This window comes from Cryobacterium sp. TMT2-10, assembly GCF_004403075.1.
In the GTDB taxonomy this organism is placed as follows: domain Bacteria; phylum Actinomycetota; class Actinomycetes; order Actinomycetales; family Microbacteriaceae; genus Cryobacterium; species Cryobacterium shii.
Window position 1 is genome coordinate 50,736 of the sequence record NZ_SOGW01000120.1, and the last position, 25,942, is coordinate 76,677.

The following is a 25,942-nucleotide window of genomic DNA, read 5'->3' on the forward strand; positions in this document are numbered from 1 at the left end:
CTGCCGAACGGCCCGATCGTCAATCCGCTGCGCCGCGGGTGGCCGGCCCGATTGTTCCAGCCGCGGTTACGAAAGATCCTTCGGGGCGACAGGCCGGGAAATGAGGTAGCCCTGCACCGTGTCACAACCCAGATCCCGCAGGAGCCGGCGTTGGCTTTCCCGTTCGACACCTTCCGCAGTGACCTTGAGGCCGAGGGCGTGGGCGGTGTCGATGATCCCGCCCACGAGCAGGGCGTCGGAGGGCGCCGAATCGATGTTGTCGATAAAGGTCTTGTCGATCTTGACCGTGGTCAGGGGCAGGCTGCGCAGCAGGGACAGGGAGGAGAAGCCGGTGCCATAGTCGTCCAGGGCAATGCTGATCCCCGCATCCCGGAGCTGTTGGAGTTGACCGACCGCCCGCGGCAGGTCGGTGATCGCCGCGCCCTCTGTGATTTCGACCTGGATGAGGTACGCGGGAACGCCGTGCCTGTGGAGTGCCTCGACCAGTTCAGGGACGATGGTTCGGGCCGCGAGTTGGAGCGGAGACACGTTGACGGCGATACGGCGCGGGGTTCCCGAATCCAGCCAGCGCCTGGCCTGGGCGCACACCTCGTTGATGACCCTTTCTCCGATCCGGTGGATGTCGCCGGACAGTTCCATGATCGGAATGAATTCCGCGGGCGACACCGCGCCCAGAACCGGGTCGGTCCAGCGCAGCAGCGCCTCCACCGCCGAGCAGTCGCCACTGGCCAGATCCATCTGCGGCTGGTAGCGCAAACTGAACGCGCGGGTCTCGAACGCCTCCGGCAGTCGCCTTCGGATGAGGGCATTCCGCACGATCGGCGCGGCCTCACCGTGCCCGTCAAGACGGGCAACCTGGCGTTTGCCGGACTGCTTGGCCTTGAGCATGGCCCCGTCCGCGTGGCGGAGCAGCGCGTCAAGCTGGGTCAGCTCTCGTTCCGCTGCGACATCGCCGGCCATCGCGACGCCGACGGACGCGGTCACGTGCAGAAGATGGCCGTCGCAGACGAACGGGACCGACGCGCCGAGCACGACCAGATCCGCGATGGCGAGGAGCTCTCCTTCATCCACGTCGATCAACAACACCGCGAATTCGTCGCCGCCCTGGCGGGCCAGGACATCGGTGGGGCGGACAATGTGGCGCAGCCGTTCAGCGAAACCGATCAGGATCTCATCCCCGGCCTGGTGACCGAATGTGTCGTTGATGGCCTTGAAACCGTCGAGGTCGATATAGAGAACCGCAACGCGGGCCATATCCCCGGTACCCCCGATCGCCGCGGCACCACTCTCTTCCAAGTGCCGACGGTTGGGCAGACCGGTCAGGGAATCGTGCAGCGACGCGTAGCGAAAATCCGCGGATAGCCGTTCGAAAATCTGTGACACCGACACGACTCGTGGACCGTCGTCGGTCAGGACGAGCACGTCCCGGTACCGGTTGCCCTCGGGCAGCTCCAGGATGCGCTGGGCCGCGTTCGCCAGGATCATCCGACCGGGAAGCGCGAAGGAATTCTCAGACACCATCTGGATGGCCGTCGAGCGGGCATGCAGGCCGCGACCGTACCCCAGCCGTCCGGTCAGGGTGAACTCCACCTGTTCACGTGTCAACAGGAAGTATGCTCCGCCTTCCTGCACAACGAGCGAACGAAGCTGCTGGTCCGCTCGAAATACCCGGTCGATCTCCGTCATCGGCGTTGTGGCGGACACCTGTTCGACGCTGGTGGCCAGGTCCGCCAAACACACGACCCGGTCGACCCGGCCCGCAGGGTCGAGAACGGCGTCAAGAATGGTGCTCATCCTTCATCAGTATCCGATCGCGACCTCCGGCCCAACTCAACCCGCCGAAGTTTGCCGGCTGTTCAGCCGCCTGTCATCTCTCGTCACAGCCGACAGCAGAACCGGAAGTCTGAACGTCTCCGGGACCCCAGGCCGCGCCGCCACAAGGAGTTCGGCAAACCGTCTGTGCAATAATCTGCGTATGGATGCAGATTCTCACGTGTGTGGCCGCACACCCGACAGCCAGTTCGTCGAGCTGGCCGTTGAAGTGTTCGGCATGCTGGCCGATGCGAGCAGGGTGCGGATCATTCTTGCCCTGCGAGACGGGGAGCTATCCGTGAATCAGCTGGCGGAGGCAGTCGACAAGTCACCGGCGGCCGTCTCCCAACACCTGGCCAAGCTGCGTCTGGCTCGCATGGTGACCACGCGCCATGAAGGGACCCGGGTGTTCTACCGCCTGGAAAACGAGCATGCGAGTCAACTCGTGTCGGATGCGATCTTTCAGGCGGAGCACTCCCTCGGCGGCACTCCGCGCCATCACCACACCCGGAATGAGGCCAGCGCATGAGCGCCCCACACGTGCACTCCCCCGCAGACGGTCTTCCCGGCCACGCCCACACGCACGATCACGAGCACGAGCACGATCATGGACGCGATCACGATCACGATCATGGCGACGGCCATTCCCACGCGCACCCGACCGGGGTCAAGGGGTTCTTCTATGGCCTGTTCGTGCCGCACAGCCACGATGCCGCCGACTCGATCGATGACGCGTTGGAGGCCAGCACCCAGGGCATCCGTGCGGTCAAAATCAGCCTGCTGATCCTCCTCGCAACCACCATCCTGCAGTTCGCGGTCGTACTCGTCAGCGGCTCGGTGGCCCTGCTCGCCGATACCATCCACAATTTCTCCGACGCCCTGACCGCGATTCCCCTGTGGATCGCGTTCATCCTCGGCCGGCGCATCGCGACCCGCCGGTACACCTACGGTTATGGGCGGGCCGAGGACCTCGCCGGGCTCTTCATCGTCGGTGTCGTCGCCCTGTCTGCCGTCGTGGCGGCCTGGCAGTCGATTGACCGGTTCTTCAACCCTCAGCCGCTGCACAACCTGGGCTGGGTGATCGCCGCCGGCCTGATCGGTTTCGCCGGCAACGAGCTGGTGGCGATCTATCGAATCCGGGTCGGCCAGAAAATCGGATCGGCGGCCCTCGTCGCTGACGGCGTTCACGCACGGATGGACGGCTTCACTTCGCTTGCAGTGGTCGCCGGCGCGGTCGGCGTCATGCTGGGATTCCCGTTGGCCGACCCGCTCGTCGGTCTCCTGATCTCCGCGGCGATCATCGTTTTGCTGTGGGGAACGGTGCGGAGCATCGGTCGGCGCCTCATGGACGGGATCGAACCGGAGCTCGTGGACCGGGCGCGGTCGGCGCTGGCCCACAGCCCGGGGGTCCTGGACGTTTCCACCGTCCGGTTGAGATGGGTCGGGCACCGACTTCGCGGTGAGGCACGAATCGTCGTCGCCGACACTTCACTGTCCGTGGCAGAACTGGTGGCCGCCGACGCCGAGCGTCAGGTTCAGCGGGCATTGCCGAATCTCGATCACTTTACGATCCAAACCGTCGCCCCGGAGCCGCCGACGTTGGGACGGTAGGCCATCCGGTCGATTTCCGCTCACTGACGTCCTCGGGAGCGCCTGGCAGCACCCGTGGGCTACGGGATCTTCGCGAGGACCGCGTTGACGACCGCAGCGCCCTCGGCGGCGGCGGCCGCGGCGTCCAGGGTCGGGGCGCTGTCGCCGGACACGTCCTGCGTGTAGATCACGTCGATGCCACCCTTGCTGCCCCCGACCCAAACCTTGTCGGCCCGAGGCTCGGTGTCGCTCAGTTGCGAGACGGAGAAGGACTGCGGGGAATCGACGACGTTGGGCAATTGGGCGACCACTGTGCCTGAGCCCGCCCTCCTGCCGGCATACACGCGGATTTCCTGGACCGAGTCGCAGGATGCGTAGGCCGCGAGCCTCTGCTGGAACTCCGTCTTCGCGGTCGCTCCCTGCGACGCCTGAACAACGCTGATATTCCGATAGTGACGAGACATCGCGTGCTCCATGCCCGCGCGGCCCGGGCGGGACCCGGCCACTGTGCCTGGATCGTAGCGCAGCGTGGCATCCGTGGCGGGCGAAGATTCCTAGGGCAGAGGGCCGCGCCGCGCCAGCATCCCTGCGAAGAGGGCGTGCAGCAGCGGGAGCAAGGAAACGGCCATCAGCACCGTTCCGAACACGACATCGTCGGCACGGAGCAGGACGCCGCCGATCAGCAGGGCGGCGAAGAGGACAGCCGAGATGATCTGCCGTCCGGTTCGCTCGAGACTGCCCAGGCGACGCTCGATCCGAGGGGTCTGCACCGAGACGGTGCCCTCCTCGAACCGCGTCGCGAGGGTGTCGAGCCGCTGGGGCAACCGAGCAATGGTGCCCGCAACCGACATCGCCTGCTTCGCGACCCCCTGCACCAGGTTTCCGCCCTCGGCCCGGATCAGCTGGGCTGAATACGGCTCGACCGAGTTCCAGATATTGAAGGCGGGGTCGAGCGAACTGCACATTCCCGAGGTCAGCGACATCGCCCGCACGATGAGGAGAAAGTTCTCCGGAAGCTGAAACGGCAGCGAGCGCACCACATCACCGAACTCGAGGGCGAAGGCGCGAAACTCGCGCGGGTCGACGTCCTGCAGCTCGGCGAAACCCATCCCGCCGAACCGGGCGAACAGCTTCGTCATCGCCCGTTCGAGTTCGGCGGTGTCGGCGGAGGGCAGGAGTACACCCACCCCACGGATGCCGTCCACCATCCCCTTGCCGTCGCGTGACGCGGCGGCGATCAGCAGCTTGCGCAGACCCTGACGCAGGGCATCGGGCACATCCCCCATCATCCCGAAGTCGATGAAGGTGAACTTCCACGCCCGGCGGCCGTCCGCTGCCCCCGCTCCCCCGACACCTGCGCCGACCAGCGGCGTGACGAAGATGTTGCCGGGGTGCGGGTCGGCGTGGAAGTAGCCGTGCACGAAGAGCTGGTCAAACATGACGGCCGCGAAGTCGGTGGCGACTTCGGACGGGTCGATGCCGGCCGCCCTCAACCCGTCGACATCGTTGATTTTGATGGCGGTCACATCCTGCAGGGTCAGCACGCGCCGGGTGGTGCGCTCCCACACCAGGTCGGGAACGCTGACCCGGGCATCCTCCGCGAAGTCCTGAGCAAACCGCTCGGCGCTCGCGGCCTCGTGCAGATAGTCGATCTCCTCGAGGCTCGTGAACGCGAACTCCTCGACCAGGGCCGGCATGTCGACGCGGTCGGAGACGAGACGGATGTGGCTGAGCCAGCGGGCGACCCGGCGGAGAGCACTGAGGTCGACATCGACGATCGTGCCGATGCCGGGCCGCTGAATCTTGACGACGACGTCGAGCAGGCCTGTGTCGGCCGCATCCAATTGCGACAGCCGGGCGCGGTGCACCTGGCCGAGAGATGCCGCGGCCAGCGGGGTCGGATCGATGAAGGAGAACGCCCGCTCGAGCGTCACACCCAGCTCGGCTTCGGCGAGGGCCCGGATCGCCGGGAACGGCACCGGCGGAACCTCGTCCTGCAGGCCCTCCAGCTCTTTGGTGATCTCCGGCGGGAGCACGTCGAGGCGGGACGACATGAACTGGCCGACCTTGATCATGAGGCCGCCCAGGTCGACGGCGAGCACGTGGAAGCGCTGCGCAATGCGCTGAAGGCGGGCCGACCTGTTGCGGGCGGCTACCCGCGCGAGTCCGACCCGTGGGAGGAACAATTCGTACCACCAGGTCTGCACCAGATAGCGGGCGGCGAAAATCAGGATCCGGCGGGTGCGGGCGCGCATGTTCCCGACGTCGGTCATCTAATCTCCTTGATGCCGACGTGCTGTGGGCACTCGGTCAGTCCTGGGCGAGGATCAGGTAGAGCTTACGACGCGCTTCTTCCAGAACGGCGACGGCCTGCTTCACGTGCTCCGGGTTGCCGGAGCGCCCGACCTGGGCGGCGGCCTGAGCGAGGTCGATGCCGGCCTTGGGCAGTGCGCCCGCCCGACCGCTATCCCGAGCACCCTGGGTTTCCCAGGGCGCCGGCTGATCGGCCGCGGCATCCGCTACCCCTCGCCCCTCGTCCGTGAGCGAGTACGTCTTGCGACCGTTGGACTCCTCCGCGCCGATGAGCCCCTCGTCGGCCAGCAGCTGAAGCGTGGGATACACCGAGCCGGGGCTCGGCTTCCAGGCCCCGTTGCTGCGTTCATCGATCTCGTGGATGATCTGGTAGCCGTGCATCGGCTGCTCGGCGAGCAGCGCCAGCACCGCCGCACGCACGTCGCCGCGCCCCATCCTGGGCCCGACCTTGCGGTCGAACTGTCCGCGAAGTTGCTCCATCGCTTCCCACACGCCGGTCGGCCAGCCCTCGCCGCTGCCGCCGCGGCGCCCCTTGAACCCGTCGCCCATAAATGAACCGCTCATGATGTCCTCCTCAGCGCCGACGCCATCCGGCTCGACGATACCTAACGATATATCGCCCAGACAGATGACGAAACAATGTTCCCATATTCATTCGATCGTCTGGGAAGCTCCTGTGCCCTCATTCACCCGACACACTGGGGGGGGTCATTTTTTGACCAGCCTGCCGCAGGCCGCATCCGCGTCATAGGCTGAATCACACATGCGATGGACGGGAGACTGAGTTGGCCCAGACGACGACAGCCGGGACGACGGTGGCCGAGGTACTGGCCGAGCTGGCAGCGTTGGAGGACCCGCGGTCTCGCGAGGTGAGCGCCAGGCACGGCGACGACCACGGGGTGAACCGCAGCAAGCTGCGCGCGCTAGCCAAACGGCTGAAGACCCAACAGGAGCTTGCCTGCCAACTGTGGGAGACCTCGGACACGGCAGCCCGACTGTTGGCGATCCTGATTTGCCGTCCGGCGGCGTTCGGGCGGGATGAGTTGACCGTAATGTCGCGGCAGTCGAGCACTCCCAAGGTGCAGGACTGGCTCGTGAACTATGTGGTGAAGAAGAACCCGCACGCCGAGGAACTGCGCGTGACCTGATTCGCCGATCCGGACCCGACGGTCGCGAGTGCCGGCTGGGCCCTGACCACCGATCGGGTGGCGAAGAAGCCCGAGGGCCTCGACCTTGCGGGGCTGCTCGACCACATCGAGACGGAGATGAAGGATGCCCCGGGTCGCCTGCAGTGGGCGATGAACCATTGCCTGGCCCAGATAGGAATCGAGCATGCCGGGTATCGAGCTCGTGCCATCGATATCGGCCAGCGCCTGGAGGTGCTGAAGGACTACCCGACTCCCCCGAACTGCACTTCTCCGTTCGCACCCATCTGGATCACCGAGATGGTGAGCCGACAGCGCGATCAACGGCAGGGCTGAGGAGCAAACGGAACGAAACTAGGATGGTCCGATGCAGTTCTCTCTGTGGTTGGCCCTTGTCGGCGCGGGCACCCTGATCAGTTTCACGCCGGGCGCGGGGGCGATAAACACCATGAGCAACGCCCTGAACGCCGGCTTCCGCCGCTCGATCTGGGGAATCCTCGGCCAGCAGGCCGCGCTGCTCATCCACATCGTGATCGTGGCACTCGGTGTCGGCCTGCTCGTGGCCAGTTCCCCGGTCGCCTTCAACGTCATTCGCTACGCCGGGGCCGCCTACCTCGTCTACCTCGGCATCCGTCAGTTCCTGGCCAAACCGGAACTCGATGCCGGGCGTGCCAGTGCCCTCCGCGACGAGCCCCGCTGGTCGATGTTCCAGCGCGGACTGTGGGTGAACATTCTGAACCCCAAGGCGATTGTGTTCTTCCTGGCGTTCCTGCCCCAGTTCATCCGGGTCGACCGGCCGATGCCGACCCAGTATCTGATCGTCGCCGCCACCGTCGTCGCGATCGACGTTCTGGTGATGTGGTTCTTCTTCGCCGGCACAGCGCGTTCGTTCCAGCGATTCACCCGCGACGCTCACGGTCAGCGCGTGCTGAACCGCACCTTCGGCGTGCTCTTCGTGGGCGTCGGAGTGCTGCTCGCGGTCATCCGCTGAGGGCCTGGGACTCATCACCGACCGAAGGAACGAGGTCGGTGATGACGCCCGGCGAGTAGGTTTAGGAGCATGGAAAGCGGATTCGTCACGTTGTCGCCGCTTCAGGCGCTTGGCATCCCCGTTGCGCTCGTCGGCTCCGTGTTCCTGGCGTTCGGTGCAGAGTTCCAGCACCGCGGCGTGAACAAAGTCGACGCTGCCAGCCACTACAGTGCGAAGACCGGCCTCGGCATCGGGCAGCTGCTGGCCCTGGCCCGCCGCCCCTCCTGGTTGCTCGGAACCCTGATGCTGGGCATCGCGATTGTCCTGCAGCTCATCAGTCTGTTTCTTGCCCCGCTGACTGTCGTGCAGCCGCTGGGCGCCCTGGCACTCGTCATCACCGCCGTCCTCAACGCCCGGTTGACCCGGACCCGACTCACCCGGAGGGCGATCCGAGCGATCTTGTTGTGCGTCGGCGGGATCGCGGTGTTCGTCGGGGTGGCCGCCGTGACGACAACATCCGTGCCCATCCAGACAGAGCAGCTGGTCATCGTGCTGATCATCCTGGCCTTCGTGCTCGCGATCCTTGCCGTTGGCTTCGTCTTCCTCCGGAAGCGGTCGCCGACGGTGTTCTACATCCTCGCCGGCGGCGTTCTCTTCGGTTTCGTCGCGACCCTGGCCAAGGTCGTCATCGCCCGCGTCCAAACCATCGTCTTGCACGGGTTCCAACTCGAGCCGGGAGACGGACTCACGATCGTCGCCCTCGTCGGGATCATTGTCACGGCGTTGGCCGGCACGTACCTCGTGCAGACCGCCTACTCGAGCGGACCGCCGGAGCTGGTCGTCGCCGGCCTGACCGTGATCGACCCGATGGTCGGAGTCACCATCGGCATCGTCGTTCTCGGTGAAGCCACCGCCGCCCCCTGGTGGGCCGGCGTCGTCTTCGTTCTCGCGGGAGCGGTCGCTGTCTTCGGGGTGTTCCAGCTGTCCCGCCGGAGCTCAGCTTCCGGAGGGGCCGTCTGAGGGTGCTTCTGCCGCGACCCGGGCTGCGAACTCCTCCATGCCCGTGGCGATGCTTTCCTGCCGCAGGTCGTCATCTTCGGGGTCCTCGGGTGCTTCGTACGACCAGGACATGTACACGTTGGGGTCGATCATGAGGAACGCGGACAGCGAGCTGCGCGGGATCGCTTCATAGTCGCGCACCTGATCGTCCGAGTCGTCCATGCCCATCCACGCGATGCCCGTGTTCTCTGGCAGGACAACCCAGCCTTGACCTCGGAACACGTCGGCGAGGTCCGGCGGGACGCTGGCATGCACCTGAGCGAAACCACGGGTGGTGAGGGCCGGCGCGAGAGTGTTGAGAAGCTCCCGGCACACCTCCGCGGATCCACCGGTGATCAGCAGCTCGACGACGGCGGTGCCGTGGTCGAGCACTATCGCATCGTCAATGTCCTCGTCGGTGGAGTCTTCGTCGAGCTGGTCTTCGTCAACATAGCTGTCGGGTTCGGTGACGATGGCGCCGAGAAGCCGGCCGTCATCGGTTTCGGCGACCAGGGCGAATGCCTCGGACACACCCTGAAGCTCGACAGTGTCGTCGAAGTAGATCTCGGGTGCGTCATCGATGTCGGCCTGCGGGTGCTCAACGAGCAACGCGACAAACGCTGCCCGATGCTGCTTCCCCAGACGTCGGACTCGGAAGCTCGGTTGCTCGCTCATGCTTGAGCCTTTCGACGATGTTCTGCGTGCTGTCACGCTCCGGTTCCGGAACACTCGAGCCTACTCGGTCGGGTCGGTGAAGAAACCCTCCTCGACCATCCAGGCGTAGGCCACATCGGCGGGTTCCGCGCCGTCGACGTCGATCTGTCGGTTCAGGCCGCGCAGCACCTCGTCGGTGAGCCGGGGTGAAATCTCGGCGAAGATCTCCTCCAGGCCGGGGTTGGCCTCGATCGTCTCAGTGAAGAAGACCGGCGCCACGTTGTATGCAGGGAAAAACGCGAGGTCGTCGGTCAGAACGACGAGGTCGAGTGCGTCGAGGCGGCCGTCCGTCGTGAAGACCTCGCCGAAGTTGCAGGCTCCGTCGTCGTCGTCGGTCGCGCTGTAGATCGCACCGGTGTCATAGATGCCGATGTTGCCGTCGGGCACGCCGTCGGCGGCCCCGCGTTCCAGTCCGTAGCGCTTGAGAATGGGATTCATGCCGTCCGGCCGGGAGTTGAATTCGGACTCGACGCAGAACGTGCGGTCTTCGACCGGCAACGCCGCCAGTTGGGACATGGTCGTGATACCGCCCAGCTCGGCGACCGCCTCACTGCGCACAGCCAGGGCGAAAGTGTTGTTCATGGGTGCCGGCGTGCCCCAGGTGAGGCCGTTCTCGATGTCCCGGTCGTGCACGGCCTGCCACATTTCGCCCTGATCGGCGATCGCCTCGGCCTGACCGAGGTAGGTCAGCCACGCGGTCCCGGTGTATTCCCAGAGCACGTCGGCCTGACCGGAGAGGATTAGTTCGCGGGTCGGCTGGCTGCCGGGCAGATTGCTCAGGTCGGTGACGTCGAATCCCGCCGCGGTCCCGGCGAGCACCGCAATCTTGCCGAGCAGCAGCTGCTCCGTGAAGCTCTTGGACGTGACCGTGAGTTCGACGCCCTCGGCACCGTCGAGCGGGGTGATCGATCCGGGACCAACCGCGGGCACGTACGAGGTCGACGGTTTCAGGCCGCAGCCGGTCAGGGCGACGGCGGACAGGGCGAGCACACCGGCTGCCAGACCCCAGCGGCCGAGGGGCATGCGGCGGGCGCGAGGAGAGGAACGGTACATCTAGAGTCCCCTTCGGGCGGGCAACGTGTTCGACAACGCGGCCGACCCAGTCGATGAGCAGGGCGAGGAGAGCCACGAGCAGGGCTCCGGTGACGAGCACGGGGGTGAGGCTGAGATTGACGCCCGTGATGATGAGGATGCCGAGCCCACCGCCGTTGACGAACGTGGCCGGGGCTGCGGTGCCCACCAACAGAACGAGGGCGGTGCGCACTCCCGACAGCATGACCGGAACGGCGAGCGGGAGTTCCACGCGAAACAGCACGGCTGCGGAGCTCATGCCCATGCCACGTCCGGCCTCGACCAGGCGGGCATCGACCTGCTGCAGCCCGACCATGGTGTTGCGCAGCACGGGAAGCACCGCGTAGAGCACGAGGCTCAACGTCGCGGCCCAGAAGCCGAAACCAACCCAGAACGCGAGCAGCACGACGACTCCGATCGCGGGGGCGGCCTGCCCGACGTTGGCGATCGCGAGCACCGGAGCGGTCAGAAACCGCAGGGGCCTGCGGGTCAGGGCGATCCCCAGAGGAATCGCGACGACCAACACGATCACCGCGGCGAGCAGGGTGAGCTGGATGTGCCCCACGGTGTAGACCCAGAGCGCGGCCGGGGCGAGGGTGGTGAGCTCGATCGGCGAGAGGTTGGCCGTCAGCAGCCAGATCAGGAGCGTGAGGAACGCGGGCAGGATGCCGGCCAGCTGGTAGACCAGTCCCCGCCAGGAATGCCACACGGCGCGGGCACGGCTGACCGGTGCAGCCTGCGCGGACGCGTCGTCGGGCGTGACGGCGAAGTCGTCGCCGACACTGTCGGCATCCGTCTTCAGGGTTGTGGTACTCACTGAGCGGCCCGCGCGTCAGCGCCGCTGCTTTCGGAATCGCTGCTGTCGGTCTCGCTCAGGTCGGCCTCCGCGGCAGCCGCCTGCGCCTGGAACAGTCCCGTGTTCAGGCCGATGGGCGCCTGATCTGACTCGAGCACCGCAGCGGTCTGTGACCGGGTGATGGCGTCCATCACGGTCTGTACGTCGATAACGCCCTTGAACATCTCGCGGCGGCCGGTGACGAGCGCGGCCCCGGCGCTGGAGACGAGCATCGTGTCGAGCGCGTCATTGAGCGTGGCACGGTAGCCGACGACCGGGAGTTTCGGGTCGGGAACGTTGCCGATGACCTCGAGGCGGCCGAGCTTGCGCCGGGAGAGCCTTTGGACGGGACGGCGACGCTCATCGACGATGACCGCGTGCCCCTGGCCGGCCTCGACGACGCGGGTCAGGACATCCGCTGCCCGTTCGCCGGGAGTTCCCACGACGGCGTCGCTGAGGCCGACCTCCGCCACCCGGGTCAGGGTGAGCTGTTTGAGGCCGGCGCCAGACCCGATGAAGTTTTCGACGAACTCGCTGGCCGGGTCACCGAGGATGCGTTCCGGGGTGTCGTACTGCTCCAGCTGGGCGCCCTCGTTGAAGGTGGCGATCCAGTCGCCGAGCTTGACGGCCTCGTCAAAGTCGTGGGTGACGCAGACGATGGTCTTCTGCAGTTCTTCCTGGATGTTGATCAGCTCGTCCTGCAGGCGAAGGCGGGTGATCGGGTCGACGGCGCCGAAGGGCTCGTCCATGAGGAGCACGGGCGGGTCTGCCGCGAGGGCGCGCGCCACGCCGACGCGTTGCTGCTGGCCACCGGAGAGCTCCTTGGGGTACCGGTCGCGGTAGAGCGCGGGGTCGAGGGAGACGAGCTCGAGGAGTTCGTCGACGCGGGCCGTCATCGGCGCCTTCATCCCCTTCATCAACTACGGCTCGGGCCTCCTCGCGCTCGTCGGCGCTGTCCTCGGCCTCGTCGCTGTGCTTCAGAAGCGCGCGCGGACCACCGCGATCGCCGGGCTCGTCATTTCCGTCGTCGCCATCATCCTTTCTGTCATCATGGCCGTCGTGTACATCGCCGGGTTCGCGGCCGCGGTCGCGGACTCCGTCAGCACCAAACCGGTCGCCGAGGCGCCCGCCGCGGACGCTCCCGCTGCGGACGCGCCCGCTGCCGACAGCGCGGCGGTCGGCACCTGGGAGAACCCGGCACCCCTTGGCACAACGGTTGTCGTCAAGAACGCGGGCGTCCCCGCATGGGAGGTGACGTTGAACGCGTCGACCCTCGACGCGAACGCGGCGATGGCAGCGGAGAACCAGTTTAACGACGCGCCTGCCGCCGGTAGCCAGTGGGCGATGGTCCCGGTCACCGTCAAATACGTCGGCACGGAGACCGGCAACCCGGCCTTCGACCTCACATTCAGCTTCGTCAGCGCCGCGGGCACGACCCACCAGGTGTTCGACCACATTGCTATGGGCCCGAACGAGCTGAGCGCGACCAACGACCTGTACCCGGGAGCCACGGCCACCGGCAACGTCGTCATCGAGGTCCCGTCCGCCGATGTGGCGATAGGCACATGGACGGTGAAGTCGATCTTCGGCGAGGACTTCTTCTACGCCGCCCAGTAAGAACCGAGCACGATTGAACGCCGTTCACACCGTCGTGTGGGCGGCGTTCCTCATTTCTGCTTGCGCTCCCCGCCGAGCGCGGCTCGTGCAGCTCGTCCGTGGCACAGCCCGAATTATTTGCGTTCGAGTGTGACTGTCTTGGTTACGCCCATCGCTGAGACGTCGTAGCTGATGACCTTGTCGTTATACGAGAACGTTTTGATCGGGTCGCTTGAGGCGAGCATCGCGCCCGAAGTCTTCTCTGTGTCATTCTGCGAGTCCCAGGAGTAAACACCTGACTCGGTCGGAGCCTCGTAACTGCCAGCCCAATAGAGGGCCTTTGTATTGCCACCGTCGCTGACCCAGTTGATCTTGATCGAGCCCGAATCAATCGTGGCGGACTGATAGCTGTCCTCGGACCCTGAATTGGTCGACATCCACTCGCCGGTGAGGTCGGCAGGCATCTCCGGAGCAGGAGCTTCCGAGACCTTTGGCGACTGTGAAGAGCTGGCGGCCTCTGAGTCAGGAACCGCAGCGCACCCGGCAAGGCTGCCTCCGAGGAGCGCAAGAGCTGCTGCAGCTGTGAACAGGATTTTTGCCTGGGTTCGGTTCAATGCGATCTCCTTCGTTGCTGAGCGACCCAACCATATCAGCGCGACTCCGACACGATCGCGGCAGCTCTCCGCTGCCGATCTAGCGCCACCGAAGGGAAGCCCACAACTCTGCGGGCGGCCCAGTCCACACGCCCAATCCCGGGGAGGTGCTCGAAACCAGTCAACGTGGCTAATGTGAAAACGAGTTCGGCAGGTCAGAGCAGCGCATCGGAGTTTTGAAACGAGAGGAAGGCGATGACCCGACCAGTGCGAACCTGGAGGAGGGCGTCGATCCCGGCGGTCGCTGGAGGCCTGGCATTCTGGGCCGCCAACTTCGCGATCTCGCTGACCCCCATCGCCGCGGAGTACAGGGCCGCGCTTTCGATTGCCTACGTGCCGATGCTGCTGGAGGCCATGTTCGGTGGCATGGTTCTGGGATTCGGTGTCAGCTATTCCCTGGTTCGCTTCTACGACCGGCTGCCCACGCAGAGTCCTGTTCTCAAGTCATTGCTGCTGAGCCTCACCGCCCTGGTCGTCGTCACCGCACTCGTCGAAGTCCCCGCCAAGCTACTCACCCCGACGCCTGACGCCTGACGCCTGACGGTACTTCCTGATCGCGGCGCTGTTCAACGTGATCAGGATCGCGGCTCTCGGAGTTGTCATCGGCCTTCTCTACGGCAGGCTCTACGGGCCCGCGAGGGAGTGACCTCGAGTTCTTCCGGTTCCCCAGCAGAGGGACGGCTGCTACCCTGCCGATCAGCAACGCGACTCGGTCGAAACAGGAGATGAGTGGGATGCCAGCGGGAAAAGTCAATGACATGGCGCCGCGCACCGTAGCCCCCCTCACGGGTGCCTTCTACCTGGCGTTCGTGCTGGCCTCGCTGCTTGCCGGGTTGGTCGGCCACATCGGCATGGGCGGGGCCGAGCAGGTCTACGAGTCGATCGCCACGAACCCCTTGTCCTTTCGGCTCGCCCTTGTCATCGCGTATTTGTCGGCCTTCTTCTTCCTCGCGGCCGCCTGGGGCTTGTACGTTCTGCTCCGACCTGTCAACCGGCATCTGGCGCTGCTCTTCCTCCTGCTCAACGCGGTGGGCGTCGGCATCCAATGCGCCAGCATGATTCCACTCATTTCCGCTCTCCTGCAGCAGGATGGGGCCGGTCACCTTCAGGCCTACTCAGCTGCGCAACTGGAGGCGTCGGCGTATTTGTCGATCGACGTCTACAAGACGGCCTTCGCTACGGCCCAGCTGTTCTTCGGCATATGGCTGTTCCCGCTTGGCTATCTCGTGTTCAAGTCGGGGTTCCTTCCGAAATTCCTCGGGGTCATTCTGATCGTCGATGGGGTCGGTGTCATCATCTGGTTCCTTCAGGCACTGCTGCTGCCGGACTACCCCGCGATCAGCTACCCGTCGTTCGCCGTGGGGTTCATCGCCGAGGTCGGACTGGCGCTGTGGCTGCTCATCATGGCCGTGAAGGTCGTCGACGCCGAGGAGGATCTGCCCGACTGACGATGCAGGACGACGACGACGGATGGCCTGCGGCTCACACCGTCGTTCCTTGGTCGCATTCCTTGTCGCTGCGTTGCTGCGCGATATCGTCAGCCTCGTCGACAGTGACCGCGCCTCAGCGCAGGATGATCGGTATCAGCATGTCGATCTGCGTGAACGGTGATAGCCGTGACCCAGCCGCTGAGAAGTTCCGCCCAGAAGCGCAAATCTCTACTCACCGGCACGAGGACAACATGGAAGAGGGAATTGGGTTGTCGCCCGGCTCGTGTCACCGCCGGCTGAAGTGGTGATTGATTCCCAAGAGCTTCAAACGCTGGCGGGGCGTTCGTTGCTTATATGAGCTACTAACGCGAATCCCGCGGTGAGGAATGCAAACCAAATGAATGGGTTCCGCGGACCGCGGCTAAGCAGGTACAGCTGGTATGGGTCTCCGAGGGTGTACGTCTCCGGGTTGCCGAAAAGAAGCCCGAGCCCCACGAGAAAACATGCCATCATTCCGATCGTCACTCCAACGGCGAAGGCACGCGGAAGCATCAGACCGCCCAGAAGTAGGACACCAAATACGAGGATCGTAAGGGCCATTCGCGGCAGCACACTGAGCAGCGCGGCTCCGGAGAACAGTCCCGCCCACCCTCCTTCCGAGAAACCAAGTAGCGCGTAGAAGAGAGCACCCGAGAGGATGCCGGCGACAGACAACACAACGGTTTTCATCGCACGCCGTGGGACGCGTGCGAGAGTCGTTCCGTACGTTCGGACACCATCGTCCTCCTTACGCGCAAGTCACCGCCTGGTCGCTCAACGGCGTGAACGGACACTACCGACTTCGGTTCACCTCCACAAGGGTTGAAGGGTGACCCAGTACCCCTGACGGCGGTAGCGTGTGAGGCACGGACGCACCGGCGCGCAGGCCCGGCAGGGTGCTCGCTCACATCACCTGGACCCGGCAGAATTGAACCATGACCCCGCTCCCCCGCAGCACCCCTGAAGCCGAGGGAATGTCTTCCCAGGCCATTCTCGATTTCGTCGCCGCGGCGGAGCAGCTCGAGAGCCTGCACAGCCTCATGGTCGTTCGACACGGCCGCGTCGTGGCCGAGGGCTGGTGGCATCCCTACGCGGCGCAGCATCCGCACCTTATGTTCTCGGTGAGCAAGAGCTTCACCTCGACCGCCATCGGGCTCGCCATCGGCGAGGGCCGGCTGACGCTCGACGACCTCGTCGTCGACCTGCTCCCCGATGACCTGCCCGCGCAGATCGACCCGCACCTGGCCGCGCTGAGCGTGCGCCACCTGCTCACCATGACCACGGGGCATCCGACCGACACTGTGTCGCTCGCCGACGACTCTCACGGCGACAACTGGGCCCGCACCATCCTCACCCAGCCCCTCGAGTTCGCGCCGGGCAGCCACTACGTCTACAACAGCGGGGCGAGCTACCTGCTCTCGGCGATCCTCCAGCGACTCACCGGTGAGCGCCTGTTCGACTACCTCACCCCTCGGTTGTTCGACCCGCTCGGCATCGTCAGCGCCACCTGGCAGACCTGCCCGCGCGGAATCGACGCCGGCGGTTGGGGGCTCTCCATCACGACCGAGCAGCTCGCGACCTTCGGCCAGCTGCTTCTGCAGCGAGGCGAGTGGAACGGCACGCGACTCGTCGCGGCGGAGTGGATCGACGAGGCCACCTCCACGCAGGTGGACACGTCGGGCACCGAGCACGATGTCGACGGACGGGAGGGCTACGGCTACCAGTTCTGGCGGAACCGGCCGACGGGCTACCGCGCCGACGGGGCCTTCGGCCAGTTCTGCCTCGTGCTTCCAGAAACGGATGCCGTGATCACGCTGACCTCGGCGCTCCCGACCGCGCAACGCGCCCTCGATCTCGTCTGGGAACACCTGCTGCCCGCCTTCACCGACCACCCGATCCCCGAACTGAAGACCGGTCTCGCCGGAACGCTGGCGTCCCTCACCCTGCCGACCGTCATCGGGGAGCGCACGTCACCGACGGCTGCCCGGGTGGCGGGCATCCGCTTCAACTTCGATGATGCGGAAGTGACCGCGGCCACTCTCGAGCCGGGTCTGCTCACGATCATCCGTGGCGGCACGGCGCGACCGATAGCATTCGGTCACGGCGAGTGGGTGGCATCCGGTGATGCCCGGGTGCTGGCCAGCGGCGCGTGGGTCTCCCCCAAAACCCTGGTCGTGCGGGCGCACAACGTGGGCACACCGTTCTCGCGCACGTACACACTCGACTTCGGGACTGACGCGTTGACCCTCGACATCGAACAGAACGTTGCGTTCGGGGACCTGCCCCACACTCGCCTGGTCAGCCGCTAGCCGATTGCTGGGCCGCAGCCTCCCGACGCGGAGCTAGCGCTGGGCCTCTTGCGGGCGCTTTCCGACGGTGCTGGAAGACAATCTTTAATGACGGGATTTCTCCCATTTCGTCACGCATTCTGGCAAGATTCGCGAGTTTTCTCAGCTTGCTTGCGCTGCCTCCCGGCGCCGAATCATGATGAATGCCACCCGGGAATGCCGTCGGTCATCGTCGACGGGCCCGTCCACATTTCGAAGGAGAGCCATGTCCAACGCCGATCCAACATTTGCCCCCGGTGCCGCCGGATTTGACTTCAACACGGCCAGAGAGAGCACCTTCAACACGGACACCGTAGAGTCCAGCCGCCTCGACAGCAACGTCGCCCCCGTCACAGCGGACCAGAGCCCCACCGTCGGAGACCGGGCCGCCGATGTCAAGGACACATCGGTCGCCGCCGGTCAGCACGTCGCCGGCGTCACCAAGGAAGAGATTCATAAGGTCGGCTCTGAGACCAAGAAGCAGGCCAAGGACCTCTACCGCGAAACCCAGTCGGAACTCGCCGACCAGGCCGCAGCCCAGCAGAAGCGGGTAGCCTCAGGCATCCGTTCACTCGGCGACGAGTTCGGCGCGATGGCCGGGAAATCCGAAACCCAGGGAGTGGCCAGCGACCTCGCCCAGCAGGCCGCCACGCGAGCCGCCGGGATCGCAGACTGGCTGGACCAGCGCGACCCGGGCTCCCTCCTCGGCGAGGTGAAGAACTACGCCCGGCGCAAGCCCGGAACCTTTATTGCCATCGCCGCCGTAGCGGGTGTCCTCGCCGGACGGCTGACGCGCGGGGTGATCGAGGAGTCCAAGGACTCTGCCGAGGAGCCCACCCGCGAGTCCAAGGTCACGCCCGGTTACGCCGCCGCGACCCCCGGATACGCCGTCACCAACCCCGACTACACCGCCACTCCCGCGTACGGATCCAACTCCGAGTACTCCACCAACCCCGACCTCGGTGGGATGCCGCGATGACCGACCTGCACACCCCGTCCGAGGTCAAGGCCGCCGAAACCTCCCTGGGTGACCTGCTCACCGAGGTCACCCGTGACGTGTCCACACTCATGCGCCAGGAGGTCGCGCTCGCGAAGGCGGAAGTGCGCCAGTCCGCCACCCGCGCGGGCAAGGGAGCCGGCCTGCTCGGGGGCGCGGGCTATGCCGGCCATCTCACCGTTCTCTTCCTCTCGCTCGCGGGCTGGTGGGGACTCGGCCAGGTCATGGACATCGCCTGGGCGGCGTTCATCGTCGCCCTGGTCTGGGGAATCGTGGCCGCCGTGCTATATGTCCTGGGCCGCAAAGAACTCAATACCGTTCAGGGCGCGCCACGCACCGTCGATTCTTTGAAGCACATTCCAGACGCACTCAAACGAAATGAGGAAAACCGATGAGCACCGACATTTCTCCCAGCACCAGCACCAGCACCGACCCGGACGTCCTCCGCGCCGAGATCGAAATCACGCGCCGCGAACTCGGCAGCGACGTCGACGCCCTGGCCGACAAGGTCACGCCGGGCAAAATCATGCAACGCCAGACCGACAAAGTGAAAGGAGCCGTGGGCTCTGTGAAAGACAAGTTGATGGGTTCCGCCTCCGACGCGGGCGATTCGCTGAGCGGCCTCGCCGACGACGCCTCCGACGCAGCACACCACGCCGCACAGAAAGCGAAGGGCAACCCCCTGGCCATCGGCCTGATCGCCTTCGGGGTCGGCTGGCTGGCGTCGTCGATGGTCCCCGCGAGCACCACGGAGAAGCGAATCGCCGGCAAGGTCACCGAAGCCGCTGAGCCGCTGGTGCAGGAAGTGACCGACGCCGCAAAGCAGGTCGGCGAGCACCTCAAGCAGCCGCTCACCGATGCCGCGGATGCCGTGAAGGACACGGCCACGGATGCGGCAGCCACCGTCAAATCCGAGACCACCGACGCCGTCAGCGAGGTGCGCGACGAAGCAAAGCACGCGGGGCAGACCCCGGGCCATTAGCGCCGGCTCCCGGCGGCACGGTCGACCCGCTCACGCAGTTGGGTCTGACCGGCCGCCGGGTTTCACCTCGTTTGCACCTCGTGCTGTCCCTGGAAAGGAACCGATGACCCCCTCTCTCCTGGCCACGACGCTCACTCGGCAGGACGGCGACGCCGACGTCAACGACCGCCACGACCTGATGCACCGTAACCTGATGGCCACAATGCTGTTCTCGGCGGGCCTGCCCATGATCCTCGGCGGCGACGAACCAGGCCGCAGCCAGGGCGACGACAACAACGACTGCTGCCAGGACAACGAAATCTCCTGGTTCGACTGGGATGCGGTCGACCACGAGATGCTTGCCTTCACGCGTGACCTCCTCACGCTGCGCCAAGAAAATCCGGCCCTGCGCCCCAACTGGTTCCGGCAGTCCCCCGATGCCGGCACGGGCGACACAGTGCGGGTCTTGCGAGCGGATGCCGAAAAGTTCAGTGACGCGGATTGGGATGACGTGGACGCCCAGGCGATGGCCTTCATTCTGGAGCACGTCGGCGCGGACGCGTTTGCGTCCCTGCTTAACGCCGGCCCGAAGGAGGTGGAGTTCACCATTCCCTCCTCTCCCAACCAGGAATGGGAACTCGCCACCTCCAGCGATCCAGGTCAGAGGGTGTCATCCTCCGGGAGCACGCTCCCCGTGAGAGATGGGTCCTTCACCCTGCTTCGTTCCCGGGCCTGGAGATCGGGCCTTACGGGAGGGCGTGTCCCGCGGCCGTGAAGAGGCGGTACCACTCCTCACGGCTGAGCGGGATATCGGACCCGGCGGCGGACTCCACCACTCGCGCGGGCTTGGTCGTGCCCAGGACCACCTGAATGTTGGCCGGGTGCCTGGTGATCCAGGCGACAGCGATCCCCGTGGGCGTGACGCCGTGGGCGGCGGCGATTTCCTCGAGCGCGTCATTGAGCGGGCCGTAATGCTCCCGGTCGCCCACGAACGCACCGTCGAAGTTGCCGCTCTGGAACGGCGACCAGGCTTGCAGGGTGATGTCGTTCAGTCTGCTGTACTCGAGGAGCCCGTTGTCCCGAACAACGGACTGTTCCAGCCCTGCCATGTTGGCGGCGACTCCCTGGGAGATCAACGGCGCGTGGGTGATGCTCAGCTGCACCTGGTTGAAGGCGAGCGGCTGGTTGACTGATCGCTTCAGAAGTTCGATCACCCCAGGCGTCTGGTTGGAGACGCCGAAGTTGCGCACCTTCCCCGCGGCGTGCAGGGCGTCGAACGCCGAAGCGACCTCCTCGGGCTCGACCAGGGTGTCCGGACGGTGCAGCAGCAGGATGTCCAGGTAGTCGAGGTTCAGCGCCGCGAGGGACTCGTCGACCGAGCGGAGGATGTGTTCCCTGGAGAAATCGAAGAAGCCCTGCCGGATGCCGACCTTGGACTGGATGATGACCGACTCACGCTCTGCGTCCGTGAACGTGACCGCGTCACCGAACCGCTTTTCACACCCGTGGGCCCCACCGTAAATATCGGCGTGGTCGAAGAAGTTGATGCCGGCATCCCGAGCGGTGCCGACGAGAGTGCGGATCTCCTCATCCCCCAGTTCCGAGATCCTCATCAAGCCGAGAATGACATTGGATGCTTGCAGGTTCGTGCGTGGAGGGTTGTAGATCTTCATCAATCCATCCTGCCTTACTTCGAATTCCCGCGGCGCGGACGCTTTGAGGGTCCCCAAGCCCAGCGTCGCTTAGACCGGTTCCGGAGGCGCGCGGCCCCTCCACAAATAGCGTTTGATCAGGTTCTCCACAGGGCACTGGTGGGTGCCCGTTTGGGCCGTTGAATGTCGGTGGGTGCCCGTATCGTGTGTCTCATGAAGCCCTCAGTTGTGGAGCAGATGGAGACCCTGGGTCGTCATTTCGACGCGATCCGGGAGACGCAGGCGGAGGCCGCCCGGGTGGACGCTCGCCTCGCCGAGCAGGTCGATCAGGCACGGCGGTTCGCCGAGGCGGTGGTGCGGGACGCCGCCCGGGACCCGGCGGCACTCTCGCTGGCCGCGCGGGTGCCCCGCGCCGGGTGGGACGCCGCGATGATCGCCGAGCGGGAGTTCGTGACCGAGCTGGCCTGCACGCTGCGGTTGCCGGTGCGGTCGGCGGAGACCCTGATCGCCGAGAGCCACACCCTCATGAACGAACTGCCGGGCACCCGGGCAGCCCTGCAGAACGGGGCGATCACCTACCGGCACGCGCAGGCGCTGATCAATCAGGCCTGGTCCCTCCCAGCCGAGGCGCTGGCCGGGTTCGAGCAGGCCCTGCTGAAGTCGGCACCCCACCTGACCGTCTCGAACCTCAAACACCGGGCCCGGGTGCTGCGGGAACGGCTGCACCCGGAATCGATCAGGGCCCGGCATCAGAAGTCCGTGGCCGACCGCAGAGTCTTCTTCGAGCCGGAGCCCGATGGGATGGCCTCGCTGCACTGGTACGACTCCGCGGAGAAGGTGAAGGCCGGGTACGACCGGCTCACGGTGACTGCGTTGAGTTCGCAGGGCCCGGGCGAGAAACGCACGTTGACTCAGCTGCGCGCGGACACGTTCGCGGACCTCATCCTCGACGGGGTCACCGCGTCGGGCGTCGGCAGGGGAATCCGCGGCACCGTGCATGTCACCGTCCCGGTGATGACGCTCCTCGGCCACTCCGAGGAGCCCGGCGAGCTCGAGGGGTACGGGCCGATCGACCCGGATACGGCCAGGGAGATCGCGGCGCGGGCCCCGAGTTTCATCCGCATCCTGACCCATCCCGAGACCGGGGCGGTGCTGTCGGTGGGCCGCACCCGGTACAAGGTGCCGAAAGACCTGAAACGGTATTTGAGGGTGCGAGATGCGACCTGCCGGTGGCCGGGTTGCCGGCGGGCGGCAGCGCACTGCGACCTCGACCATACCCTGGACTGGCAGTTCGAGGGGCTGACCGCGCACGACAATCTCGCGCACCTGTGTCCGGCCGACCACGCGCTGAAGTCGGAGACGCGATGGAGCTACGTGCACCTACCGGACGGCACACTCGAGTGGACATCCCCGACCGGGCGCAGGTTCATCAGCGAACCGGTCACGATCATCCGCCCGCCGGAAAGTTGGCGAAGATCGAAGGCTGGGCCACCACCGGAGCAGGTGCGGCCGGCCGACGCGAAGACGCGGCCGCCGGAGTCGGACGAACCCCCACCGTTCTGAGGGGCACGCCGAGCTCTATTGGGCACACCGAGATGGACACCGAGACAGTGAAGCGACAGCACATCAGTAGCGCTGTCGCGCTGATTCACTCTCGGGCCCAGCACCGGGCCCGACGGATGTCCCATCGGGCCCGGTGCTCACTGGCGATCAGTGATCGGCGGCCAGCCGATCGAGCATTATCAGTGGTCGTCGTTCTCGTTGGTCGAGCCCGCCGGGATACCGGGGACATCGTCAGGCCCGTAGATCTTCGCGTCCCCAGGGTACGGAGACGTCCAGTGGTGGGTCTGGTACCAGGTCCAGCGGTTCATCAGGTCCGGGTTGTTGAAGTCCGCCACCGCGTCGTGGTGAGCGGTTCCGGTGAAGTGCTGCTTCTCGGCCCACCTCTGCCACTTGGCAGCGACGGTTTTCTCAGCCGCAGGGATCTCAGCGGCCTTGGCGGCGGCGGCGTTCACCGCGTCCGCCTCTGCGCCGGTCGTGCCGAGCGTGTCGTAGCCGCAGGCGGGCGCGGTCACCACGCCCTCGGTCAGCGGCACCTGGTTGAGCACCGCGTCATACGGAGTCAGGTCGGCTTTGTTGGTGAACGCATCCGTCATCGGCGTCGCCGCGGCGAGCTTCTGGTTCAGCGGTTGGGCGCCGAGGATCTGCTCGATGGTGCGGACCATGCTGATCTGCGAGTAATACGTGCTGACGGTCTTGCCGTGCACCGCATACGGGCTGATCACCTGAACGGGAGCGCGGTGGCCGTCGACGTGGTCGGCGCCGTCCTGGGTGTCGTCCTCGGCAATGAAGATCGCCGAGTCTTTCCAGTAGGGAGAGTGGGAGATCTCTTCGACGATCTTGCCGACCGCGAGGTCGTTGTCAGCGACCTGGGCCTCCGGGTCTGCGGTGCCGCCGGTGTGGTCGCTCGACAGCCACATCATGTTGAGGTTGGCCGGACCGTTCTTCTCGAAGTTCTGCTTCCAGGTCTGGTAGCGGTAGATGTCGGGTATCGCGAGGTCGAACGGCGCGGCGTTCGGGTCCGTGATCGCGTTGAGAGACGGAATGACGGAGCTGGCGTGAAGCTGAAGCGACGGGGTGAACAGCTGGGCGGGGTCACCGCCGGCCGTGACATCCTTCGCCGCGCAGTAGTACTGCTGCCAGGTCGCACCGGCCGGCTTGCCCTCGCCGTATTCGAACTCACCGAAGTTCCTGGCGGTCTTGCCGGCGGCCTGGATCGAGTTCCAGAGGAAGCCGGAGCGCTGGTGGCCCAGCACGTCCTCCTCCGTGTCGTACGAGCGGGCGTACTCGCCCGCGCTGGTCTCGCTGTATGCCGGGTTGTCGCCCTGCATGAGCCAGTTGTGGCCCTCAGCCGAGTTCGTCCCGATGTCGTACGTGTTGTCGTACAGGCCGAACTGGGTCGCAAGCGCGTGCTGGTTCGGGGTGACTTTCTGGCCGAACTGCGTGAGCGAGGGGTCGCCGTTGCCTTGCTTCATGTCGCCGAAGAGCTGGTCGTAGCTGCGGTTCTCCTTGACGATGAGGAACACGTGCTTGATGGCCGACGGATCCCCGATGCGTTTCGGGATGGCCTGGACTGACTCGTTCTCGCCCTGGGCCTGCTTGAGCGAGGTGGCATCCCAGCCGTTCTGGGCAAATACCGTCGCGGTGTATTTCTTGATTTCCTGGTCACTCGGCAGGGTGAACCGGGTGAGCGAGGCGGTCGTCGAGTGACTGCCGTGACCGGTCGCGGGGGTGGTGCCCTGCCCCTTGTCGTAGGTCAGCGCCGGGCCGCGCGCGTCGATGCCACGCGTGTTGGTGACCACGATCTGGCCGTTGACCGAGCTGACGTTCTCCGGGAAGTAGTCCGTCGGTAGCAGGCCGATGGAACTGGCCGGGTCGCGCGGGTCCTTCCTGTTGACCGTGTACACCGCGATGGCGTTGGCGCGGCCGAGAGACACCAGCAGGTGGTTGTCCTGCATGGTGATCGCGGTCGGCTCGTAGCCGGTCGTCGAGGAGGCCCACGGCTGGGTGGCGATGGTCTGCATGACCGTGTTGGTCTTCGTATCGATGACCGAGATGGTGTCGCTGTTCGTGTTGGCCACGTACAGGGTGGTGCCGTCGAGGTACATCGCTGTCGGGTGCAGTTCAACCGGGATCGACGAGACCGGCGTCGACGGGTTCGCCGTGTCGATGACGCTGACCGTGCCCGTCGTGGAGGTGCCCAGAGTGGTGTCGGCGGGCACCTGCGTGCCGTAGGAGTCCATTGTCGTGTCACCCGCGACGGCCTGGCGACCGCCCTCGTTCGTGACGTAGAGCATGCTGTCGATGAGCTTCAGCTGGCGCGGAGCGATGCCCACGGCAAAGGTCTGCTTGATCGTGCCCGTGGCCGGGTCGATTGCGACCGCCGAGTTCTGACCGTTGACGGCAGCGTAGAGGGTCGAGCCGTCGGCAGAGAAGGCCATGCCGGCGGTCAGCGCCTTGTGGCCACCGACGGTCGGGATGCTGATCTTGGTGCCGGCCCCGAGCGAGCCGTCCGCGTTGAACGGATACCGGACGATGCCGGTGGCGACTGACACGAAGAGGAACTTCCCGTCTGGGGAGAAAATCGGTCCCTCCTGACCGACGGTGCCGTCGGAAATCTTGAGGTAGGCCATGTTCCCGAACCCGGCGTCAGTCGCCGCGGTCGCGAACTTCGCGGCAGCAAGGGTGCCCGCTGCTGCGACCGGCTTGTACGTCTTGAGGTCGAAGACCTGCAGGTCGACCGAACGGTCGGCGCTGGTTCCGGCGAGGAAGCGGCCGTCGGGGCTGACGACCGAGCCCATGAGCTTGCCGAACGGCGTCATCAGTCGGTCACCGATGGGCTGAAGCGTCTGATCTGATGAGATCTGTTCCGCGCCGCTGTACAGGCTTCCGACCTGCTGGTCGCCGAACCCGAGCGTCGACGCGGTGGCGATGCCCCCGCCGAGTAGAGCAAGGGCGCAGCCTCCGGCGGTGACAGCGAGAATTCGATGGCCAGCAGCCAGGGAACAGAGATGGCGCAGGCGGGAATGCCCGCTCCGCGGTGATTTGCTGTTCATTTACATACCCATTTTCCGGAGTCCGTTGTGCCGATGTAGCCTCGTCAGAGGCGCAAAACAGACACTTACAGAACCCCAGGGTGTGCAGCCAAACAACCGATGAATGGGCGGTTACCGCTGACCAACGGCAGGAAGCGCGATCAGCGCAGGGGCGCCCGCCGGATTGAAGCAGTGCTCTGCAGC

The 25,942-nt window shown here is 65.8% G+C and carries 24 protein-coding genes and 3 pseudogenes; 14 read left to right on the forward strand and 13 right to left on the reverse strand.

Going from position 1 to position 25,942, the window contains the following annotated elements:
- Positions 1-66 precede the first annotated feature (66 nt).
- Positions 67-1,794 carry a bifunctional diguanylate cyclase/phosphodiesterase gene (locus E3T37_RS14810; RefSeq protein WP_134368040.1) on the reverse strand — a complete coding sequence of 576 codons (1,728 nt, stop codon included), beginning with the start codon at positions 1,792-1,794 and terminating at the stop codon, positions 67-69.
- Positions 1,795-1,975: 181 nt separating this feature from the next.
- On the opposite strand from E3T37_RS14810, the gene E3T37_RS14815 reads away from it, so the two are divergent.
- On the forward strand, positions 1,976-2,341 hold the full coding sequence (locus tag E3T37_RS14815) for a metalloregulator ArsR/SmtB family transcription factor (protein WP_166787164.1): 366 nt from the start codon (positions 1,976-1,978) through the stop codon (positions 2,339-2,341).
- Here E3T37_RS14815 and E3T37_RS17470 read toward each other — a convergent pair.
- A complete protein-coding gene (locus E3T37_RS17470; protein WP_241978597.1) occupies positions 2,311-2,469 on the reverse strand; it encodes a hypothetical protein in 159 nt (52 codons plus the stop codon). The two genes, E3T37_RS14815 and E3T37_RS17470, sit on opposite strands and share 31 nt — an antisense overlap.
- Positions 2,470-2,505: 36 nt before the next feature.
- Here E3T37_RS17470 and E3T37_RS14820 point away from each other — a divergent pair, with 36 nt between their 5' ends.
- The gene (locus E3T37_RS14820; RefSeq protein ID WP_241975747.1) at positions 2,506-3,423 is read left to right on the forward strand and encodes a cation diffusion facilitator family transporter; all 918 of its coding nucleotides are present in this window, start codon (positions 2,506-2,508) and stop codon (positions 3,421-3,423) included.
- 59 nt (positions 3,424-3,482) lie between these two features.
- On the opposite strand, the gene E3T37_RS14825 is transcribed toward E3T37_RS14820, so the two are convergent.
- The 3 genes from E3T37_RS14825 to E3T37_RS14835 all read right to left on the reverse strand — a co-directional run bounded on the left by E3T37_RS14825 (position 3,483) and on the right by E3T37_RS14835 (position 6,279).
- On the reverse strand, positions 3,483-3,866 hold the full coding sequence (locus E3T37_RS14825) for a hypothetical protein (RefSeq protein ID WP_134368042.1): 384 nt from the start codon (positions 3,864-3,866) through the stop codon (positions 3,483-3,485).
- A 90-nt stretch (positions 3,867-3,956) separates the two neighbouring features.
- The gene (locus tag E3T37_RS14830; protein WP_134368043.1) at positions 3,957-5,675 is read right to left on the reverse strand and encodes an AarF/ABC1/UbiB kinase family protein; all 1,719 of its coding nucleotides are present in this window, start codon (positions 5,673-5,675) and stop codon (positions 3,957-3,959) included.
- 37 nt (positions 5,676-5,712) lie between these two features.
- Positions 5,713-6,279: a PadR family transcriptional regulator gene (locus E3T37_RS14835; RefSeq protein WP_134368044.1), complete on the reverse strand. Its 567-nt coding sequence runs from the start codon at positions 6,277-6,279 to the stop codon at positions 5,713-5,715.
- A gap of 221 nt (positions 6,280-6,500) precedes the next feature.
- Here E3T37_RS14835 and E3T37_RS14840 point away from each other — a divergent pair.
- The 3 genes and pseudogenes from E3T37_RS14840 (at position 6,501) to E3T37_RS14850 (ending at position 8,850) form a co-directional block, all read left to right on the forward strand.
- Positions 6,501-7,196, forward strand: a pseudogene (locus E3T37_RS14840) (DNA alkylation repair protein).
- Between the two features lie 31 nt (positions 7,197-7,227).
- Positions 7,228-7,851: a LysE family transporter gene (locus tag E3T37_RS14845; RefSeq protein WP_134368045.1), complete on the forward strand. Its 624-nt coding sequence runs from the start codon at positions 7,228-7,230 to the stop codon at positions 7,849-7,851.
- Between the two features lie 69 nt (positions 7,852-7,920).
- On the forward strand, positions 7,921-8,850 hold the full coding sequence (locus tag E3T37_RS14850; protein ID WP_134368046.1) for a DMT family transporter: 930 nt from the start codon (positions 7,921-7,923) through the stop codon (positions 8,848-8,850).
- Here the strand turns inward: E3T37_RS14850 and E3T37_RS14855 are convergent.
- The 4 genes and pseudogenes from E3T37_RS14855 to E3T37_RS14870 all read right to left on the reverse strand — a co-directional run.
- Positions 8,827-9,543: a hypothetical protein gene (locus tag E3T37_RS14855; RefSeq protein WP_134368047.1), complete on the reverse strand. Its 717-nt coding sequence runs from the start codon at positions 9,541-9,543 to the stop codon at positions 8,827-8,829. The genes E3T37_RS14850 and E3T37_RS14855 overlap by 24 nt on opposite strands.
- Positions 9,544-9,603: 60 nt before the next feature.
- Positions 9,604-10,635 carry a glycine betaine ABC transporter substrate-binding protein gene (locus E3T37_RS14860; protein ID WP_241975746.1) on the reverse strand — a complete coding sequence of 344 codons (1,032 nt, stop codon included), beginning with the start codon at positions 10,633-10,635 and terminating at the stop codon, positions 9,604-9,606.
- A 7-nt stretch (positions 10,636-10,642) separates the two neighbouring features.
- Positions 10,643-11,362 (reverse strand): annotated as a pseudogene (locus E3T37_RS14865) (ABC transporter permease); the annotation flags it as partial.
- A 104-nt stretch (positions 11,363-11,466) separates the two neighbouring features.
- Positions 11,467-12,393 (reverse strand): annotated as a pseudogene (locus E3T37_RS14870) (ATP-binding cassette domain-containing protein); the annotation flags it as partial.
- 67 nt (positions 12,394-12,460) lie between these two features.
- On the opposite strand from E3T37_RS14870, the gene E3T37_RS14875 reads away from it, so the two are divergent.
- Positions 12,461-13,105, forward strand: a complete 645-nt coding sequence (locus E3T37_RS14875) for a DUF4190 domain-containing protein (protein ID WP_134368050.1) — start codon at positions 12,461-12,463, stop codon at positions 13,103-13,105.
- 113 nt (positions 13,106-13,218) lie between these two features.
- Here the strand turns inward: E3T37_RS14875 and E3T37_RS14880 are convergent, their stop codons facing one another.
- Positions 13,219-13,698 carry a hypothetical protein gene (locus tag E3T37_RS14880; RefSeq protein ID WP_198416053.1) on the reverse strand — a complete coding sequence of 160 codons (480 nt, stop codon included), beginning with the start codon at positions 13,696-13,698 and terminating at the stop codon, positions 13,219-13,221.
- Positions 13,699-13,932: 234 nt separating this feature from the next.
- On the opposite strand from E3T37_RS14880, the gene E3T37_RS14885 reads away from it, so the two are divergent.
- On the forward strand, positions 13,933-14,271 hold the full coding sequence (locus E3T37_RS14885; protein WP_134368051.1) for a hypothetical protein: 339 nt from the start codon (positions 13,933-13,935) through the stop codon (positions 14,269-14,271).
- A 224-nt stretch (positions 14,272-14,495) separates the two neighbouring features.
- Positions 14,496-15,185: a DUF4386 domain-containing protein gene (locus E3T37_RS14890; protein WP_166789035.1), complete on the forward strand. Its 690-nt coding sequence runs from the start codon at positions 14,496-14,498 to the stop codon at positions 15,183-15,185.
- Between the two features lie 306 nt (positions 15,186-15,491).
- Here the strand turns inward: E3T37_RS14890 and E3T37_RS14895 are convergent, their stop codons facing one another.
- Entirely contained in the window at positions 15,492-15,896 is a 405-nt protein-coding gene (locus E3T37_RS14895; protein ID WP_134368053.1) for a hypothetical protein, read from the reverse strand.
- Positions 15,897-16,141: 245 nt separating this feature from the next.
- Here E3T37_RS14895 and E3T37_RS14900 point away from each other — a divergent pair, with 245 nt between their 5' ends.
- The 5 genes from E3T37_RS14900 to E3T37_RS14920 all read left to right on the forward strand — a co-directional run bounded on the left by E3T37_RS14900 (position 16,142) and on the right by E3T37_RS14920 (position 20,266).
- On the forward strand, positions 16,142-17,515 hold the full coding sequence (locus E3T37_RS14900; RefSeq protein ID WP_134368054.1) for a serine hydrolase: 1,374 nt from the start codon (positions 16,142-16,144) through the stop codon (positions 17,513-17,515).
- A 244-nt stretch (positions 17,516-17,759) separates the two neighbouring features.
- On the forward strand, positions 17,760-18,512 hold the full coding sequence (locus E3T37_RS16940) for a hypothetical protein (RefSeq protein ID WP_160141107.1): 753 nt from the start codon (positions 17,760-17,762) through the stop codon (positions 18,510-18,512).
- Positions 18,509-18,925, forward strand: coding sequence for a phage holin family protein (locus E3T37_RS14910; RefSeq protein ID WP_134368055.1), 417 nt, complete (start codon positions 18,509-18,511; stop codon positions 18,923-18,925). The genes E3T37_RS16940 and E3T37_RS14910 overlap by 4 nt, the downstream gene beginning before the upstream one ends.
- Positions 18,922-19,512 carry a DUF3618 domain-containing protein gene (locus tag E3T37_RS14915; RefSeq protein WP_134368056.1) on the forward strand — a complete coding sequence of 197 codons (591 nt, stop codon included), beginning with the start codon at positions 18,922-18,924 and terminating at the stop codon, positions 19,510-19,512. Before E3T37_RS14910 ends, E3T37_RS14915 begins: the two co-directional genes overlap by 4 nt.
- Positions 19,513-19,615: 103 nt before the next feature.
- Positions 19,616-20,266 (forward strand): hypothetical protein, encoded by a 651-nt coding sequence (locus E3T37_RS14920; protein WP_134368057.1) that lies wholly within the window; start codon positions 19,616-19,618, stop codon positions 20,264-20,266.
- Here the strand turns inward: E3T37_RS14920 and E3T37_RS14925 are convergent.
- A complete protein-coding gene (locus tag E3T37_RS14925) occupies positions 20,238-21,164 on the reverse strand; it encodes an aldo/keto reductase family oxidoreductase (RefSeq protein ID WP_134368058.1) in 927 nt (308 codons plus the stop codon). The two genes, E3T37_RS14920 and E3T37_RS14925, sit on opposite strands and share 29 nt — an antisense overlap.
- Before the next feature lie 192 nt (positions 21,165-21,356).
- Between E3T37_RS14925 and E3T37_RS14930 the strand changes: the two genes are divergently transcribed.
- Positions 21,357-22,706: an HNH endonuclease signature motif containing protein gene (locus E3T37_RS14930; protein WP_134368059.1), complete on the forward strand. Its 1,350-nt coding sequence runs from the start codon at positions 21,357-21,359 to the stop codon at positions 22,704-22,706.
- 179 nt (positions 22,707-22,885) lie between these two features.
- Here the strand turns inward: E3T37_RS14930 and E3T37_RS14935 are convergent, their stop codons facing one another.
- On the reverse strand, positions 22,886-25,759 hold the full coding sequence (locus E3T37_RS14935; protein WP_134368060.1) for an alkaline phosphatase family protein: 2,874 nt from the start codon (positions 25,757-25,759) through the stop codon (positions 22,886-22,888).
- Between the last annotated feature and the right edge of the window lie 183 nt (positions 25,760-25,942).